At 65.9% G+C, this 14,491-nt stretch carries 13 protein-coding genes; all 13 read left to right on the top strand.

The genetic code is table 11. The features are described from left to right. The first annotated feature begins 250 nt into the window (after positions 1-250). The 13 genes from IEX24_RS09310 (at position 251) to IEX24_RS09250 (ending at position 14,484) form a co-directional block, all read left to right on the top strand. On the top strand, positions 251-1,294 hold the full coding sequence (locus IEX24_RS09310; RefSeq protein ID WP_188677247.1) for an FKBP-type peptidyl-prolyl cis-trans isomerase: 1,044 nt from the start codon (positions 251-253) through the stop codon (positions 1,292-1,294). 23 nt (positions 1,295-1,317) lie between these two features. Next, complete coding sequence (gene dxr, locus IEX24_RS09305; protein ID WP_188678160.1) at positions 1,318-2,451, top strand: 1-deoxy-D-xylulose-5-phosphate reductoisomerase; 1,134 nt, start codon at positions 1,318-1,320, stop codon at positions 2,449-2,451. A 62-nt stretch (positions 2,452-2,513) separates the two neighbouring features. Continuing rightward, a complete protein-coding gene (locus IEX24_RS09300; RefSeq protein WP_188677243.1) occupies positions 2,514-3,848 on the top strand; it encodes a M50 family metallopeptidase in 1,335 nt (444 codons plus the stop codon). Between the two features lie 119 nt (positions 3,849-3,967). After that, positions 3,968-5,383, top strand: coding sequence for a sensor histidine kinase (locus IEX24_RS09295; RefSeq protein WP_188677240.1), 1,416 nt, complete (start codon positions 3,968-3,970; stop codon positions 5,381-5,383). After that, positions 5,380-6,087 carry a response regulator gene (locus tag IEX24_RS09290; protein WP_229715202.1) on the top strand — a complete coding sequence of 236 codons (708 nt, stop codon included), beginning with the start codon at positions 5,380-5,382 and terminating at the stop codon, positions 6,085-6,087. Before IEX24_RS09295 ends, IEX24_RS09290 begins: the two co-directional genes overlap by 4 nt. A gap of 316 nt (positions 6,088-6,403) precedes the next feature. Continuing rightward, complete coding sequence (locus IEX24_RS09285) at positions 6,404-6,835, top strand: SHOCT domain-containing protein (RefSeq protein WP_229715201.1); 432 nt, start codon at positions 6,404-6,406, stop codon at positions 6,833-6,835. Between the two features lie 69 nt (positions 6,836-6,904). Continuing rightward, complete coding sequence (gene ispG / locus IEX24_RS09280; RefSeq protein ID WP_188677238.1) at positions 6,905-8,056, top strand: flavodoxin-dependent (E)-4-hydroxy-3-methylbut-2-enyl-diphosphate synthase; 1,152 nt, start codon at positions 6,905-6,907, stop codon at positions 8,054-8,056. Between the two features lie 57 nt (positions 8,057-8,113). Beyond that, positions 8,114-8,716 carry a GNAT family N-acetyltransferase gene (locus tag IEX24_RS09275; protein WP_188677235.1) on the top strand — a complete coding sequence of 201 codons (603 nt, stop codon included), beginning with the start codon at positions 8,114-8,116 and terminating at the stop codon, positions 8,714-8,716. Positions 8,717-8,877: 161 nt separating this feature from the next. Continuing rightward, positions 8,878-9,348: a MarR family winged helix-turn-helix transcriptional regulator gene (locus IEX24_RS09270; protein WP_188677232.1), complete on the top strand. Its 471-nt coding sequence runs from the start codon at positions 8,878-8,880 to the stop codon at positions 9,346-9,348. 5 nt (positions 9,349-9,353) lie between these two features. Then, positions 9,354-9,533 (top strand): hypothetical protein, encoded by a 180-nt coding sequence (locus IEX24_RS09265; RefSeq protein ID WP_188677229.1) that lies wholly within the window; start codon positions 9,354-9,356, stop codon positions 9,531-9,533. Further along, on the top strand, positions 9,530-10,942 hold the full coding sequence (locus IEX24_RS09260) for an MFS transporter (RefSeq protein ID WP_188677226.1): 1,413 nt from the start codon (positions 9,530-9,532) through the stop codon (positions 10,940-10,942). Before IEX24_RS09265 ends, IEX24_RS09260 begins: the two co-directional genes overlap by 4 nt. Positions 10,943-10,991: 49 nt before the next feature. Beyond that, positions 10,992-12,623 (top strand): trypsin-like peptidase domain-containing protein, encoded by a 1,632-nt coding sequence (locus IEX24_RS09255; RefSeq protein ID WP_188677223.1) that lies wholly within the window; start codon positions 10,992-10,994, stop codon positions 12,621-12,623. A gap of 91 nt (positions 12,624-12,714) precedes the next feature. Further along, complete coding sequence (locus IEX24_RS09250) at positions 12,715-14,484, top strand: proline--tRNA ligase (RefSeq protein ID WP_188677220.1); 1,770 nt, start codon at positions 12,715-12,717, stop codon at positions 14,482-14,484. The last annotated feature ends 7 nt before the right edge of the window (positions 14,485-14,491 follow it).

Below are 14,491 nucleotides of genomic sequence, written 5' to 3'. Positions count from 1 at the left end.
TTCTGGTGGCTGACGTTCGCGTGATCGCGCGCGTCGTGGATCGAGTGCCTCGGATTGTACCGGCGTGATCTGTCGTCTTAGTTAACCAGCAGGCGCCGACGCCAGGGCGTGAGCACGCCGACCATTCGCGAACCAGCGCCTCAAACCAGCGCCGTGAACCAACCCTTGAACCAACCCCTTGAACCAGTGCCCCGAACCAGCACGCTGAACCCGCCGGGCTAACATGGTCACTTCGAACAGGTGAGGTTTCATGCGTACATTCCGTTCTGCCCTGGCGTCGACTGTGGTGTCGACTACGGCAGCCGCCGCACTGCTGCTGGCGCTCGCCGGGTGCAGTGGTTCTGCGGCTCCGTCGCCGAGCGCGAGTGCCCCCTGTTCGCTCACCGCGCCGGGAACGGCGTCAGATTCGGTGAAGGTCACGGGCGATTTCGACACGCACCCGACCACCACCTTCACGGCGCCGATGAGCGTCGACATCACCGAACGCACGGTTCTCACCACGGGTACCGGCGCGGTGGCGAGCACCGGTTCGCAGGCGACTATCGACTTCACGCTGTACAACGGCACCACGGGCGCCGAGCTGTTCACCACGCTGAAAACGGGCGGCTCGCCCATTCCGGTCACCGTCGATGAGTCGCAGTTTCTGCCTGGCCTCGTGAAGGCGGTGTCGTGCGCGCCGGTGGGCTCACGCGTGGTCGCGGTTGTTCCGCCGGGTGACGCGTACGGTTCCGCGGGCAATTCGAACCTCAACGTGGGCCCGACCGACACGCTCGTGTTCGTGGTCGACGTGAAAGATGTCGGGCCTGCTCCCACGTCGACCGCGCCCGCTACCGTCGACCCGAATCTGCCGACGCAGGCGACCGGGGTGCCCCAGCCGGCTCCCGCGGGCTTCCCCACCGTGGCACTCGCGCCCGACGGAACCCCGACCATCACCATTCCGCCGAGCGATCCGCCCACGTCGCTGCAGATCGCAGTGCTGAAGAAGGGCGACGGTGCGACGGTGGCGAGTGGTGACAGTGTCACGGTGCAGTATCAGGGCGTGATCTGGCGCACATCGACGATCTTCGACCAGAGCTGGGGCAAGGGGCCCGTCACCTTCGGCACCAGCCAGGTCATCCCGGGCTTCAGTCAGGCGTTGGTCGGCCAAACGGTGGGCTCGCAGGTCATCGCGGTGATTCCGCCCGGCCAAGGGTACGGCCCGGCAGGCGTGCCCTCGACCGACCCGGCGAAGAACATCACGGGCACAGACACCCTCGTGTTCGTGATCGACATTCTCGCCACGACGGCCGGTTGAGCGCCATGCCAGACCAGGCCGCCATGCCAGACCAGGCCGCCGCTTCAGCGCAGCACGCCACCTCAGACCAGCCTCGCCGCGTCATCATTCTCGGCTCGACCGGCTCCATCGGCACTCAGGCTCTCGATGTGATCAGAGCGAACCCTGGCCGATTCGACGTCGTGGGTCTCGCCGCCGGCAGCAATCGGGCCGAGATGGATGCCCAGGCCGCCGAATTCGGTGTCGCCGACCTCGCTCTTGGTGCAGTCGAGGCCGAGCAGCTCGTGCGGGGCATCGACGCCGACGTCGTGCTGAACGGAATCACCGGTTCCGTGGGCCTCGGCCCCACCCTCGCAGCTCTCGAGGAGGGCCGAACCCTCGCGCTGGCCAACAAAGAGAGCCTGATCGTCGGCGGCGAACTCGTGAAGGGCATCGCACGGCACGGGCAAATCGTTCCGGTCGACTCCGAGCACTCGGCCATTGCGCAGGCGCTGCGATCGGGCACCGCGGGTGAGCTATCGCGCCTGGTGCTCACCGCGTCGGGCGGCCCGTTTCGAGGCCGCACCCGGGAGTCGCTCGCGGGGGTCACGCCACGTGAAGCCCTCGCGCATCCCACCTGGAACATGGGGCTCGTCGTCACCACGAACTCGGCCACGCTCGTGAACAAAGGCCTCGAGGTGATCGAGGCACATCTGCTGTTCGACGTGCCATACGACCGAATAGTGGTGACCGTGCATCCACAGTCGGTCATTCATTCGATGGTGGAGTTCGTCGACGGCTCGACCATCGCCCAGGCCTCGCCGCCCGACATGCGGCTGCCTATTTCGCTCGGGCTCGACTGGCCGAATCGGGTTGCCGGCGTGGGTGTGCCGCTCGACTGGAACACCCCGCACAGCTGGACGTTCGAGCCGCTCGACACCTTCGCCTTTCCCGCCGTGAAGCTGGCGAAGCAGGTCGGCCGCGCGGGCTCGACCTACCCCGCCGTGTTCAACGCGGCGAACGAGCAGGCCGTGGCGGCCTTTCACGCCGGTCGCATCGGCTTTCTCGACATCGTCGACACCATCGAGGCCGTGGTGCAGCTGCACGAGCCCGCCAACGCCGTTCTCACGCGTGAAGCCCTCACCGAGGCCGAAGTCTGGGCGCGCCGCGAGGCCGACCGCATCATCGCGCACGTCTAACCCACAGCGTGGGTACAGGGTGCATTCAGCGGGGCGCGACACCCGCGGGGTAACGTGAGCGGGTGGAAAACGTGCTGCTGTTCGTCATCGGTGTGCTCATCATCGCGGTGGGCCTCGGTGTTTCGATCGCGCTGCACGAGGTAGGCCACTTGGTGCCGGCCAAGAAGTTCGGCGTCAAGGTGACGCAGTACATGATCGGCTTCGGCCCCACCATCTTCTCTCGCCGCCGCGGTGAGACGCAGTACGGCGTGAAGGCGTTTCCGCTCGGCGGCTACATCTCCATGGTGGGCATGTTTCCGCCCGCGAAGCCCGGCGGCAAGCTTCGTCGTACGAGCACCGGCTTTTTCAACAACCTGGTTCAGGATGCCCGCAAAGCCAGCACCGACTCGGTGGGCGACGACGACAGTCGCGCCTTCTACAAGCTGCCCGTCTATAAGCGTGTGATCATCATGCTCGGCGGCCCCACCATGAACTTGCTGCTCGGTATTTTCTTCTTCGCCATTGTGCTCTGCGGGTTCGGCATCGCAGGCCCCAGCACAACGGTCGGCTCGGTCAGTTCGTGTGTGCTGCCGGCGTCGAGCACGAGTCAGACCTGTGCCACTACTGATCCGGTCTCGCCGGGAGCGGCCGCGGGCATCCTGCCGGGTGACCGGCTCGTCAGCATCAACGGCACCGCCGTCACCAGCTGGGACGACTCGACGAACATCATTCGTCAGTCGGCCGGTGTGCCGCTCACGGTGGTGGTCGACCGCAACGGAACCGACACCACACTCACAGTGACGCCGTTGCTCACCGAGCGCAACGTGACCGAGTTGGTCAACAACCAGGTCGTCACCAAGACCGACGCCTCGGGTGCGCCGGTGACCGAGAACGTGGGTTTCGTGGGCATCGGCTACGCCACGCAGCTTCAGCCGCAGCCCATCACGGCGGTGCTGCCGTTCGTCGGTGAGAATGTGGCGGGCGTCGCGAACACCATCTTCAACCTGCCGCAGCGCCTGACCGGGGTCGCTCAGGCGGCATTCGGCGGCGGAACGCGCAGTGCAGACAGCCCTATGAGTGTGGTTGGCGTCGGCCGAGTCGCCGGCGAGATCGCGACCATCGACATTCCGCTGCAATCGAAGGTCGCCACGCTCATCGGTCTGCTCGGTTCGGTGAACATCGGGTTGTTCGTCATCAACCTGGTGCCGCTGATGCCGCTCGACGGCGGTCACATCGCGGGAGCCCTGTGGGAGGGCCTCCGTCGCCGCATCGCCAAGCTCTTCGGCCGCCGAGACCCCGGGCCGGTCGACACGGCGAAGCTCATGCCGCTCACTTTTGTGGTGGTCATCTTTCTCGGCGGAGTGAGCGCGCTGCTGATGTACGCCGACATCGTGAACCCGGTGAACATCTTTGGGTGAGCGGGCGGTGGTGGCCGCGGTGACGATGTCGGGTAGCTCAACGAGTACTCCCAGGGGAGTATGCGCTTGGGTACGGCTGACGGATGCCCGGCCGTCGTCACGGCGATACGATCGGTCTCATGGCTGTGCCTGACCGCTCTGTGCCGCGTCGCGCGGCGGCTGATCGCTCGGCGCCTGATCGCTCTGGGTTCGTCCGGGAGCCGTCGTGGCCCGAGGGGCCGCCCGCCTGGGCGCTGCGCCGGGCCGATCTCGGGTCGGGGCGGTCGCTGCAGCGCGAACCGCGCTTCGGGCCGCCGCGCGCGCTGTTCGTCTGGATTCCGGTCTTCTTGTCGTTCGTCGTACAAGTGCCGGCGTCGATACTCGTCAGCATGCATCATCCGGAGTTCGGGGCCGCCGGCGCGCTGATGGTGCTCTTGGCCATCGTTGGGCCCGTCGCCCTCATCTTCGCGAGGCGATTCCCCGGCCCCGTCGTCGCCATCACCGCGGCCGCGGCGTGTGCCGACCTCGTGTTCACACCGGGGTCTGGCGCTCCGTACATCGCGCTGGCGTTCGGCATCGTCTCGGCCATGGCCCGAGGGGCCCGCATCTGGGCGATCATTTCGGTGGGTTCGGGCTGGGTTCTCGCCCTGATCGGCTCGGTCGCCTTCGGAGTGACCTGGCATCCGGCGCGGGTGATTCTGACGACGGCCGGCGTGGTGATCGTGCTCTTCATCGGCGAGTCGATTCGCACCAGGCGAGACCGCGTCGTCGCCTATCAGGAGGCGTATCGCAAACGCCGCGACGATGTGACACAGGCTGAGCGTGAACGCATCGCCCGCGAGCTGCACGATGTGCTCGCCCATTCGCTCTCGCAAATCAACGTGCAAGCCGGCGTCGGGTTGCATCTCATTGACGATCATCCGGAGAAGGCGGCAGAGGCTCTCGCGAGCATCAAGGCGACCAGTAAAACGGCTCTCGATGAGGTTCGTGGTGTGCTCGGGTTCTTACGCTCGGAGAGCCCTCGTGACCCGGCCGACAGCATCGCCGGCGCATCTTCAGACGCGGCGCTGAGTGGAGACGCGTCGCTGAGTGCAGACCCGTCGCTTGGTGCAGCCGCACCGCTCGTACCTCAGGCAGATCTGACCCGCTTACCCGCGTTGGTCGATTCGGTCGCCTCCGACGACCTCGAGGTGACGCTGGTCAATCGGCTCACCACAGACCCGCCACCCGGAGTGCAGCTCGCTTTGTACCGCATCACCCAAGAGAGCCTGACGAACGTCACGCGGCACGCTCACGCGAGGCGCGTTCGGGTCACCATCGACGAACGCGCCGATGACTATCAGCTCTCGGTCATCGACGACGGCACCGTCGGCTCTGCCGGAGACGCCGCACGGCCTCGCGGCTACAGCACCGGCAACGGCGTAGTCGGCATGACGGAGCGCGCAGAGCTACTCGGCGGCCATCTCGAGGCCGGCCCCATGGCGACGGGCGGGTTCGCGGTGGTGGCGACCGTTCCGCGGCGGCGACGAAGCCCGACTTTCGGCGGCCGACCGTGACAGCGCTCGCGCGCACGCCTTCGACGGGCACAGTGCCGCCGAGCATCCGCGTCGTCATCGCCGACGACCAGCACCTCATTCGTGCGGGGTTCACCGCGTTGCTCTCGAACGAACCCGACATCGACGTGGTGGGCACCGCGGGCACCGGCACAGAAGTGGTCGACGTGGTCACCCGGCTGAGGCCCGACGTGGCGCTGCTCGACATCCGCATGCCTGACGGCGACGGGCTCTGGGCAACCGAGCAGATCGTCGCTGACCCCGCGCTCGCATCGACTCACATCGTCATTGTCACCACCTTCGAACTCGACGAGTACGTCGGCCGGGCCATTCGCGCCGGCGCCAGCGGATTTCTCGTGAAAGACACCGAGCCGGTCGAGCTGATCAGGGCGGTGCGGGTGGTGGCCGGTGGGGATGCTCTGCTGTCGCCGAGCGTTACCCGCCGTCTGCTCGAACGGGTCGCCGCCAGCCTGACCGAGGGTGCGCCGCACGCTTCACTCGCGGCCCTGACCGAACGCGAACGCGAAGTGCTGACGCTCGTCGGTGCCGGGCTCACGAACGGTGAAATCGCCACGAAACTCTTTCTGAGCCCGCTGACCGTGAAGACGCACGTGTCGCGCACCATGACGAAACTCGCCGCGCGCGATCGGGCTCAGCTCGTGGTGGTGGCCTATGAGGCCGGCCTGGTTCGGCCGGGCTGGAAGTAGCGCGAGGCTGACTGGCCGGACCGGGCCGCGATTCGACGGGCCGCAGCTCGAAGGGCAGCTCGACGGGCCGCAATAAAATGGGCCGCAGCCAGACGGGCCGCAACCAGACACGCCGCAACTAGCCGGCCGGCCGTCGCTAGCGGTACCGCAGTACCATGCGCGAGTACCACACGCGGTCACGAGCGCCTCTCGCAGCCACTCCCGTGGGAGTAGAGCGGATGCTCCACCCGGCCGATGTGCGAATCGAGCTGCACGACGAGTCTTGAGTGACAGGCCCGCGCCTCTAACGGGCTCGCATTCGAAAGGACAACTCATCGTGTTCACTTCTGTTCTCGCAGCAACTACTGCAGCGCCCGCTGCCGAGCCCGTCACTGCGGCCCTCACTCACTGGGGGCCGATGGGCTGGCACCCCGGCGGTTTCGGGTTTCTGTTTCTGCTGATTCCGCTGTTCTGGATCGGCGTCATCATTCTCATCGTGTCTCTCGCGACGCGTCGGCGTCGCAGGTTCTGGGCCGCGAACGGCGGGTACCCTGGCGCCTGGGGTGGGCGACCCGGCTGGGGCGGGGGCCAGGGTTACGGTGGTTTCGGTGGTGGCTGGGGCGGAGCATCCGGCAGCAGCGAAGCCGAGAAGACCCTCGCGGAACGTTTCGCTCAGGGCGACATCGACGAGGTGGAGTACCGCGCCCGCCTCGAAGTCTTGCGCGCGAACCGCCCCGGCCCGACACCGCCGACCCCGCCGACCGCCTGAGCCACGCGATTCGCTGCTCGGGTAGCGGTGCACGGGCTTCGGCCAACTCAGTGCGGGTAAGCTCGAATCGTGGCTGCAATCAATCTGGGTATGCCGAAAGTCGTCGAGACTCTCGCCCCCCGACGCAAATCTCGTCAGATCAAGGTCGGCAAGGTGCTGGTAGGCGGTGACGCGCAAATCAGTGTTCAGTCGATGTGCACGACGCCGACGACCAACATCAACGCGACGTTGCAGCAGATCGCTGAACTGACGGCATCGGGCTGCGATATCGTGCGCGTGGCCGTGCCGAGCCGTGATGACGCCGAGGCGCTGCCCATCATTGCGAAGAAGAGCCAGATACCGGTGATCGCTGACATCCACTTTCAGCCGAACTACGTGTTCGCGGCCATCGATGCCGGGTGTGCGGGTGTGCGGGTGAACCCGGGCAACATTCGCAAGTTCGATGACCAGGTGGGCAAGATCGCTGCGGCTGCCAAGGCTGCGGGGGTGAGCATCCGCATCGGGGTGAATGCCGGGTCACTCGAGCCGAGCATCCTCGCGAAGTACGGCAAAGCCACGCCAGAAGCTCTCGTCGAGAGTGCGGTCTGGGAGGCTTCGCTCTTCGAAGAACATGATTTTCACGACTTCAAGATCTCGGTGAAGCACAACGACCCCATCGTGATGGTGAAGGCGTATCGGCAGCTCGCCGAGCGGGGCGACTGGCCGTTGCATCTCGGTGTGACCGAGGCGGGCCCTGAGTTTCAGGGCACCATCAAGTCGGCGACAGCGTTCGGCATTCTGCTGTCAGAGGGCATCGGCGACACGATTCGGGTGTCGCTTTCGGCCCCGCCCGCGCAAGAGGTCAAGGTTGGTTTGCAGATTCTGCAGTCGCTGAACCTGCGCGAACGTAAGCTCGAAATCGTGTCGTGCCCCTCGTGCGGCCGTGCGCAGGTCGATGTGTACAAGCTTGCGAACGACGTGACCGACGGGCTCGAGGGCATGACCGTTCCTCTCCGCGTGGCTGTGATGGGTTGTGTCGTGAACGGCCCCGGCGAGGCGCGTGACGCCGACCTCGGGGTGGCGTCGGGCAACGGCAAAGGCCAGATCTTCGTACGCGGCGAGGTCATCAAGACGGTGCCCGAGTCGGAGATCGTCGCGACACTCATCGAAGAGGCGAACCGGATGGCCGCCGAGATGCCGCCCGGCGAACTCGGTAGCCCCCAGGTTGTGACCGCGGGCTGAGCCCGTGCGTCGTCGGTTGCTGGTTCGCATGGTCGTTGGTGTCGACGCCGCCCGCTCGTGACGCCTGAGGGCGGAACGCACAAGTTCGAGCCGCCGGTGTTCGCGTCGCCCGAGTTTCAGCTGCGGGTGCCGCTCGACAGCGATGCCGCCGAGTGGTTTCGGCTTTTCGATGACGCCGAGGTGATGCGCTACATCTCGAATGGGGCGACCCAAACACTCGAGTGGTACGTCGATTTCGTCGCGCGGCAGCAGCACCTCGCCTCGACGACGGGTGTCTGTCTGTTCGCGTTGACCGTGTTGCGGCCGGGTAGCGAGGCACCGGATGCTCGGCGCCAGGTGGCCGGGTTCGTCGGTCTTCAACCGTGGAGCAGACCGTGGGGCCCGGTCGGCCGCATCGAAGTCGGCTGGCGCTTGGGCCGCGAGTTTCAGGGCAGGGGGCTGGCAACGGCTGGGGCCTGCGCCGCGCTCGCTCTGTATAGGCACCGTGCCGACCTCGCTGACTCGCCCCGGGCATCCGACCAGCCGCCAGCAGATCGCACTCCGATCGCGATGATCGACGTACGCAACACCGCGTCAATGCGGGTGGCGACGAAACTCGGCATGTCTGAACGCGAAGTCTTCACGGCCCCCGACGGCGTGCGCGCCGCACTGTGGCAGTGATATCGTCTGGCGGCTCAGGTTGACGATGACGCGCGTGAGTATGCCTCAATTATGACCATGTGACCGTGATTTCCCGGGGATTGCGCGTGCACTTTCGAACCGCACGCCACACGTTCCTTCGCAAAAGCTAATTAGCTCGGCTAATGAGTTAGGCTAAGAAGATGACCGAATCGAGCCCCACCTCGGCACCCTCCATCGCCCCGCCCAAGCGTGTTGCCGCCGGCGAACTCTCCGCTCAACTGCGGCCCGCGATCTTGCGTGTCTCACGCCGTCTGCGCAACGAGAAGGCCGACGATGAACTGAGCGATTCGCAGTCGGCCATCCTGGGCTACCTGCTCAATCACGGGCCGAGCACTCCCGGCACGCTCGCCTCGTTCGAGCGGGTGACGCCGCCATCGATGAACCGCACCATCAACGCGGTGGTCGCCGCGGGCTACGCGAGTCGCACCCCATCTGAACACGACGGCCGAAAAGTGGTGATCTCGCTGACCGAGTCAGGCAGGGCACTGGTCGCAGAGACCCGCCGACGCCGCGATGCCTGGCTGTACCAGCGGCTCGCCGAGCTGACTCCGGATGATCGGCTCACCCTCGACCGCGCGGCGACGATTCTGCGCGGGCTGGCCGACAGTTGAGCTGGGTGACATTCTTCGACTGTTCGAGCACGTCCGGCGCATCCGCATCCGCCGCCGCATCCGCTGACGCCGCCGCATCCGCTGATGCCGCCGCATCCGCTGATGCCGCCGCATCCGCTGATGCCGCCGTGTTCACGCCCACATCGGCCGCCGCACGCGCACTGACTACTGGGCGCCGCTCATGAGCGCCATGTTCCGCTCGCTCAGCGACTACAACTACCGCATCTGGTTCGGCGGCGCCCTCGTCTCGAACGTGGGCACATGGATGCAGCGCACCGCCCAAGACTGGATCGTTCTCACCCACCTCACCAACAACAACGCCGTCGCCGTCGGTGCCGTCATGGCCCTCCAGCTCGGCCCGCAGCTCATCTTGGTGCCCTGGACGGGCCTCGTCGCCGACCGCTTCGACCGCCGCAAACTCCTCATGCTCACGCAAGGGGTGATGGGCATCCTGGGCCTGGGTCTCGGGCTCATTGTGCTGAGCGGTGCCGCCCAACTCTGGCAGGTGTATATCTTTGCGCTGCTCTTAGGCATCACGTCGGCGTTCGATGCCCCCGCTCGCCAGTCATTCGTGTCGAACCTCGTCTCCGACGGAAATCTCTCGAACGCTGTCGCACTCAACTCGGCGTCGTTCAACGCGGCTCGCATGATCGGCCCGGCCATCGCCGGCGTGCTGATCGCGGTCATCGGCGCCGGCTGGGTGTTTCTGATCAACGCGGTGAGTTTCGGTGCCGTTCTCTTCTCGCTGACCCGGATGCACCGCGAAGCCCTGCGCACAAAAAAGGCCGGGCGCGGTGGACCGGGCCAGCTGATGGGCGGGTTCAGATACGTGTCGAAACGGCCAGACATCGTGATCGTGCTCATCGTCATCGCCATCATCGGCACCTTCGGGCTGAACTTTCAGATCTTCACCTCGACAATGACCACGGTCACCTTTCATCTCGACTCGACGGCGTTCGGATTACTTTCATCTGTGCTCGCGGTGGGCTCGGTGGCCGGAGCCCTGCTCTCGGCGCGCCGCGAGACCCCACGCATGCGGTTGATCTTCGGCGCATCCGCTCTCTTCGGCCTGGCCTGTCTGTTGGGCGCGCTCGCGCCCTCGTACTTCACCTTCGCGTCGACATTGGTGCTTCTCGGTTTCGCCGGTCAAACCCTGATGACCACCGCGAACGGCACGGTGCAGATGACCACGGCGCCCGAATTCCGCGGGCGGGTGATGGCGCTCTACATGGCCATCTTCATGGGCGGAACCCCCATCGGTGCGCCGATCGTAGGCTGGGTGGCCGACAGTTTCGGCCCGCGCTGGGCTATCGCATTGGGTGCCGCCTCGGGCTTCGCCGCAGCAATCGTCGGGTTGATCTGGATGATCAGGCACCAGCATCTGCGCATTGAGATGCACTTGCGTGACTCTCCCCATTTCGTCATCAGTCATGACGGCGATGGGCGCAGCATCGACGTGCTCGAGACCCCCGGTGTGGCGGGCGAGATCGCGGAGCCGCGGCTCCTGGCAGATGAACGTGCCCCGTCGCCCGAGGTTGAGCGTGAGCGGTTGCGCGACGATGTTCTGAGCGACGAGATCACCGAGAATCGCTGAGGTAACGGCACCGAGATTGTGTATAGTGAGAATTCCTTGTAACTAATGAATGCTCACTATACCGGAGGCCCTCGTGTCGCTCACCCCTTCGCGCCGTCATCGCGCGCGGTTCGGTCTGCCCTCGATCATCGTCACCGCACTCGCGGCGGCCCTCGTGATCGGCGCGCCGTTGTTCGGCACGTCGCCACTCGGCTCCCCTCAGTTCGGCGCGTCGGCGGCTCGAGCTGACACTGCCGCCGCCTTACCTCAAGAGCAGATCGCCGCAATCGGTGAAGCCGGAACCGTGTATTTGAGCGGCACCTGGGCCGGTTACGTGAACTTTCCGACCCCAGACGGCGGCACTGCCTGGTCTGACGAAGTAGATGCGTCGTTCAGCTGCAGTGGGTTCGTCGCGAGCTCAGACGGCTCGGTTGTCACCGCGGGCCACTGCGCCGATGTCGCCGAAGGCAAAACCAGCATCATCGACGACTTTCTCGCGGGCGAAGTCTCGAACGGCGATATCACCGAGGCTGACTCAGAAGGCTACGTGGCTGCGGGAGCCGAGGCCAACTGGCCGGTCGAGGGCCAGAAGACCGGCGAGCCGCCCGTCTTGACCATGAAGGTGTACCCGGCCATCAGCATCTCGTCAGATGACTCGACGTCATACCCTGCTGTGCTGGTGGATGATCGGCCACTCGGTCAGGGTGATGTCGCCCTCTTCAAGATCGATACTCCGTCGCCGCTTCCCGTACTCGTCGTCTCGCCGACCGCGCCCGCCACGGGGCAGCAAGTCGACGCCATCGGGTACCCGGGTAACGTGACGAGTTTGGTGAGCGGCAATCCTGAGCCCACGTTCGCTCAGGGTCAGGTCAGCGGCCGGCAGCAGACCGATGGTGGGCCGTTCACCCAGATCGGCGTTGCGATGAGCCCGGGTATGAGCGGTGGCCCCGTGGTCGACGGCAACGCCGGTGTAGTCGGCACCGTGAGCTTCGGGCCTTCGAGCGACACGCAACAGCTGAACTTCGCTGCGGCTCCGGAGACTATCTCAGCGCTGCTCTCGCGAAACGCGATCAAGAACGAACTCGCCGACAGCGACAAGCAGTTTCGCGCCGGGCTGAACGAGTACTTCGCCGGCAAATACCACGCTGCCGCCGACGACCTCGGCAAGGCTCTCGCGGCCAACCCCGACAATGCGATCGCGCAGCAGTACCAGAGCAAAGCGATCACGGCCTTCCCGCAGGAGAACACCACCGGTTGGGTCATCTGGGTCGTTCTCGGCGGAGCACTGCTCGTAGCGGTGATCGTCGTGGTGGTGCTGCTGCTCGTTCTCGGCGGTGCGCGCAAGCGTCGTCGCGCAGCGCAGGCCGGCGGCGGTGCCGAGGCCGGTGGTGGTGCGCCCGTCAACGCCGGTGCGCAGGCCGTCGGTTACGCGACGCAGACCGTTGTGGAGTCGTCGGTCGCGGTTCCCGCGACGCCAGCGCCGGTGGCGGCCGCGCCGACTCCAGTTGCAGCCACGCCGACTCCGGTTGCTGCCATGTCGGCGCCAGGGCCAGTCACGTCGGCGCCAGTGACGGCCGTGCCGGCGTACGTCGCTGACCCGGAGTCACCGGCTGTCGTCGGTCGGCCGTGCCCGAGCTGTGGTGCACACAATGATGCGCGCGATCGATTCTGCGGCACCTGTGGTCACGCACTCACGCCGTGAGCGGCGGCCTGAGCGGGCCGTGCAGCGCGAGCTGACCGCGCACTGTAACCCGGCGCACTGCAACGCAGCGCACTGCAAATAGACTCTTCTCGTGCCAACACGCCTCACCAACTACTTTCTGAAGACCCTTCGCGAAGACCCTGCCGACGCCGAGGTGACCAGCCACCGCCTGCTCGTGCGCGCGGGCTACATTCGCCGGCAAGCCCCCGGCATCTTCGCCTGGCTGCCACTCGGGTTGCGGGTGAAGAGCAAAATCGAAGCGATCATCCGCGAAGAGATGACCAACGCCGGCGCCCACGAGGTGCACTTTCCCGCCCTCCTGCCCAAAGAGCCCTACGAGGTCAGCGGCCGGTACGTGGAGTACGGCGACGGCATGTTCCGCCTCAACGACCGCCGCGGCGCCGGGTACGTGCTCGCCCCCACGCACGAAGAGGTCTTCACCCTGCTCGTGAAAGACCTCTACAACAGCTACAAAGACCTTCCGCTCTCGATCTACCAGATTCAAGACAAATACCGCGACGAAGCTCGCCCCCGTGCAGGCCTTCTGCGCGGCCGCGAGTTCACCATGAAAGACGCGTACTCGTTCGACTACACCGATGCCGGGCTCGACGTTTCATATCAGGCTCAGCGCGACGCGTACGAGCGCATCTTCACCCGCCTCGGCCTCGAATACGTCATCGTCAAGGCCGACGCCGGCGCCATGGGCGGCTCGAAAAGCGAAGAGTTTCTGCACCCCACCCTCGTGGGCGAAGACACGTTTGTACGATCGGCCGGCGGCTATGCGGCCAACGTCGAGGCGTTCACGACTCTTGCTCCGCCGACGCGTTCGTACGAGAAACTGACTCCCGCCGAGGTGCTCGACACGCCTGACACTCCCACGATTGCGTCGCTGGTCGAGGTGGCGAATGCCGTGCATCCACGCCCCGACGGCACGGCGTGGAACGCGAGCGAAACCCTCAAGAACGTCGTGCTCGCCCTCACCCACCTCGACCACACCCGAGAGATCGTTGCGGTGGGTCTGCCGGGCGACCGCGAAGTCGACCTCAAGCGCGCCGAAGTCGCGTTCGCGCCCGCCGAAGTCGAAGCCGCCACCGAAGACGACTTCACACTGCATCCCGGGCTGGTCAAGGGGTACATCGGGCCCTGGTCGCCTGAAGGAGCCGTGCTCGGCGAGAAGTCGAGCACAGGCATTCGATACTTCGTCGACCCGCGCGTGGTTGACGGAAGCGGCTGGATCACCGGCTCGAACATCCACGGCAAGCACGTTTTCGGGCTCGTCGCCGGGCGCGACTTCACCGCAGACGGCACCATCGAGATAGCCGAGGTCAAGGCGGGCGACCCCGCACCCGACGGCTCGGGCCCCGTCGAACTTGCTCGTGGCATGGAGATCGGGCACGTCTTTCAGCTCGGCCGCAAGTATGCCGAGGCGCTCGGGCTCAAGGTTCTCGATGAGAACGGCAAGCTCGTCACAGTCACCATGGGGTCGTACGGAATCGGCGTCACCCGCATTCTGGCCATCATCGCCGAGCTCAACAACGACGAGAACGGCCTCATCTGGCCGCCCGCCGTCGCGCCGTTCGACGTGCACGTCGTCGTCGCAGGCCGCGCGGGCAAAGACGATGCCATCTTCGAGGCTGCCGAGACCATCGTCGCCGACATCGAGCGCTCTGGCCGTTCGGTGCTGTTCGATGACCGGCCGAAGGTGTCGCCGGGAGTAAAATTCGGTGACGCTGAGTTGATCGGTGTGCCGAAGATCGTGATCGTCGGCAGGGGAGTGGTCGATAAAACCGTCGAGGTCTGGAACCGCGCGAGCGGCGAACGCATCGAGGTGCCCGTCGACGGCGTGGTCAACGCGCTCTGACCCGGCT

The organism is Subtercola lobariae (assembly GCF_014640255.1).
Lineage (GTDB): Bacteria > Actinomycetota > Actinomycetes > Actinomycetales > Microbacteriaceae > Subtercola > Subtercola lobariae.
This window is presented reverse-complemented; position numbering and strand designations above follow the sequence as displayed.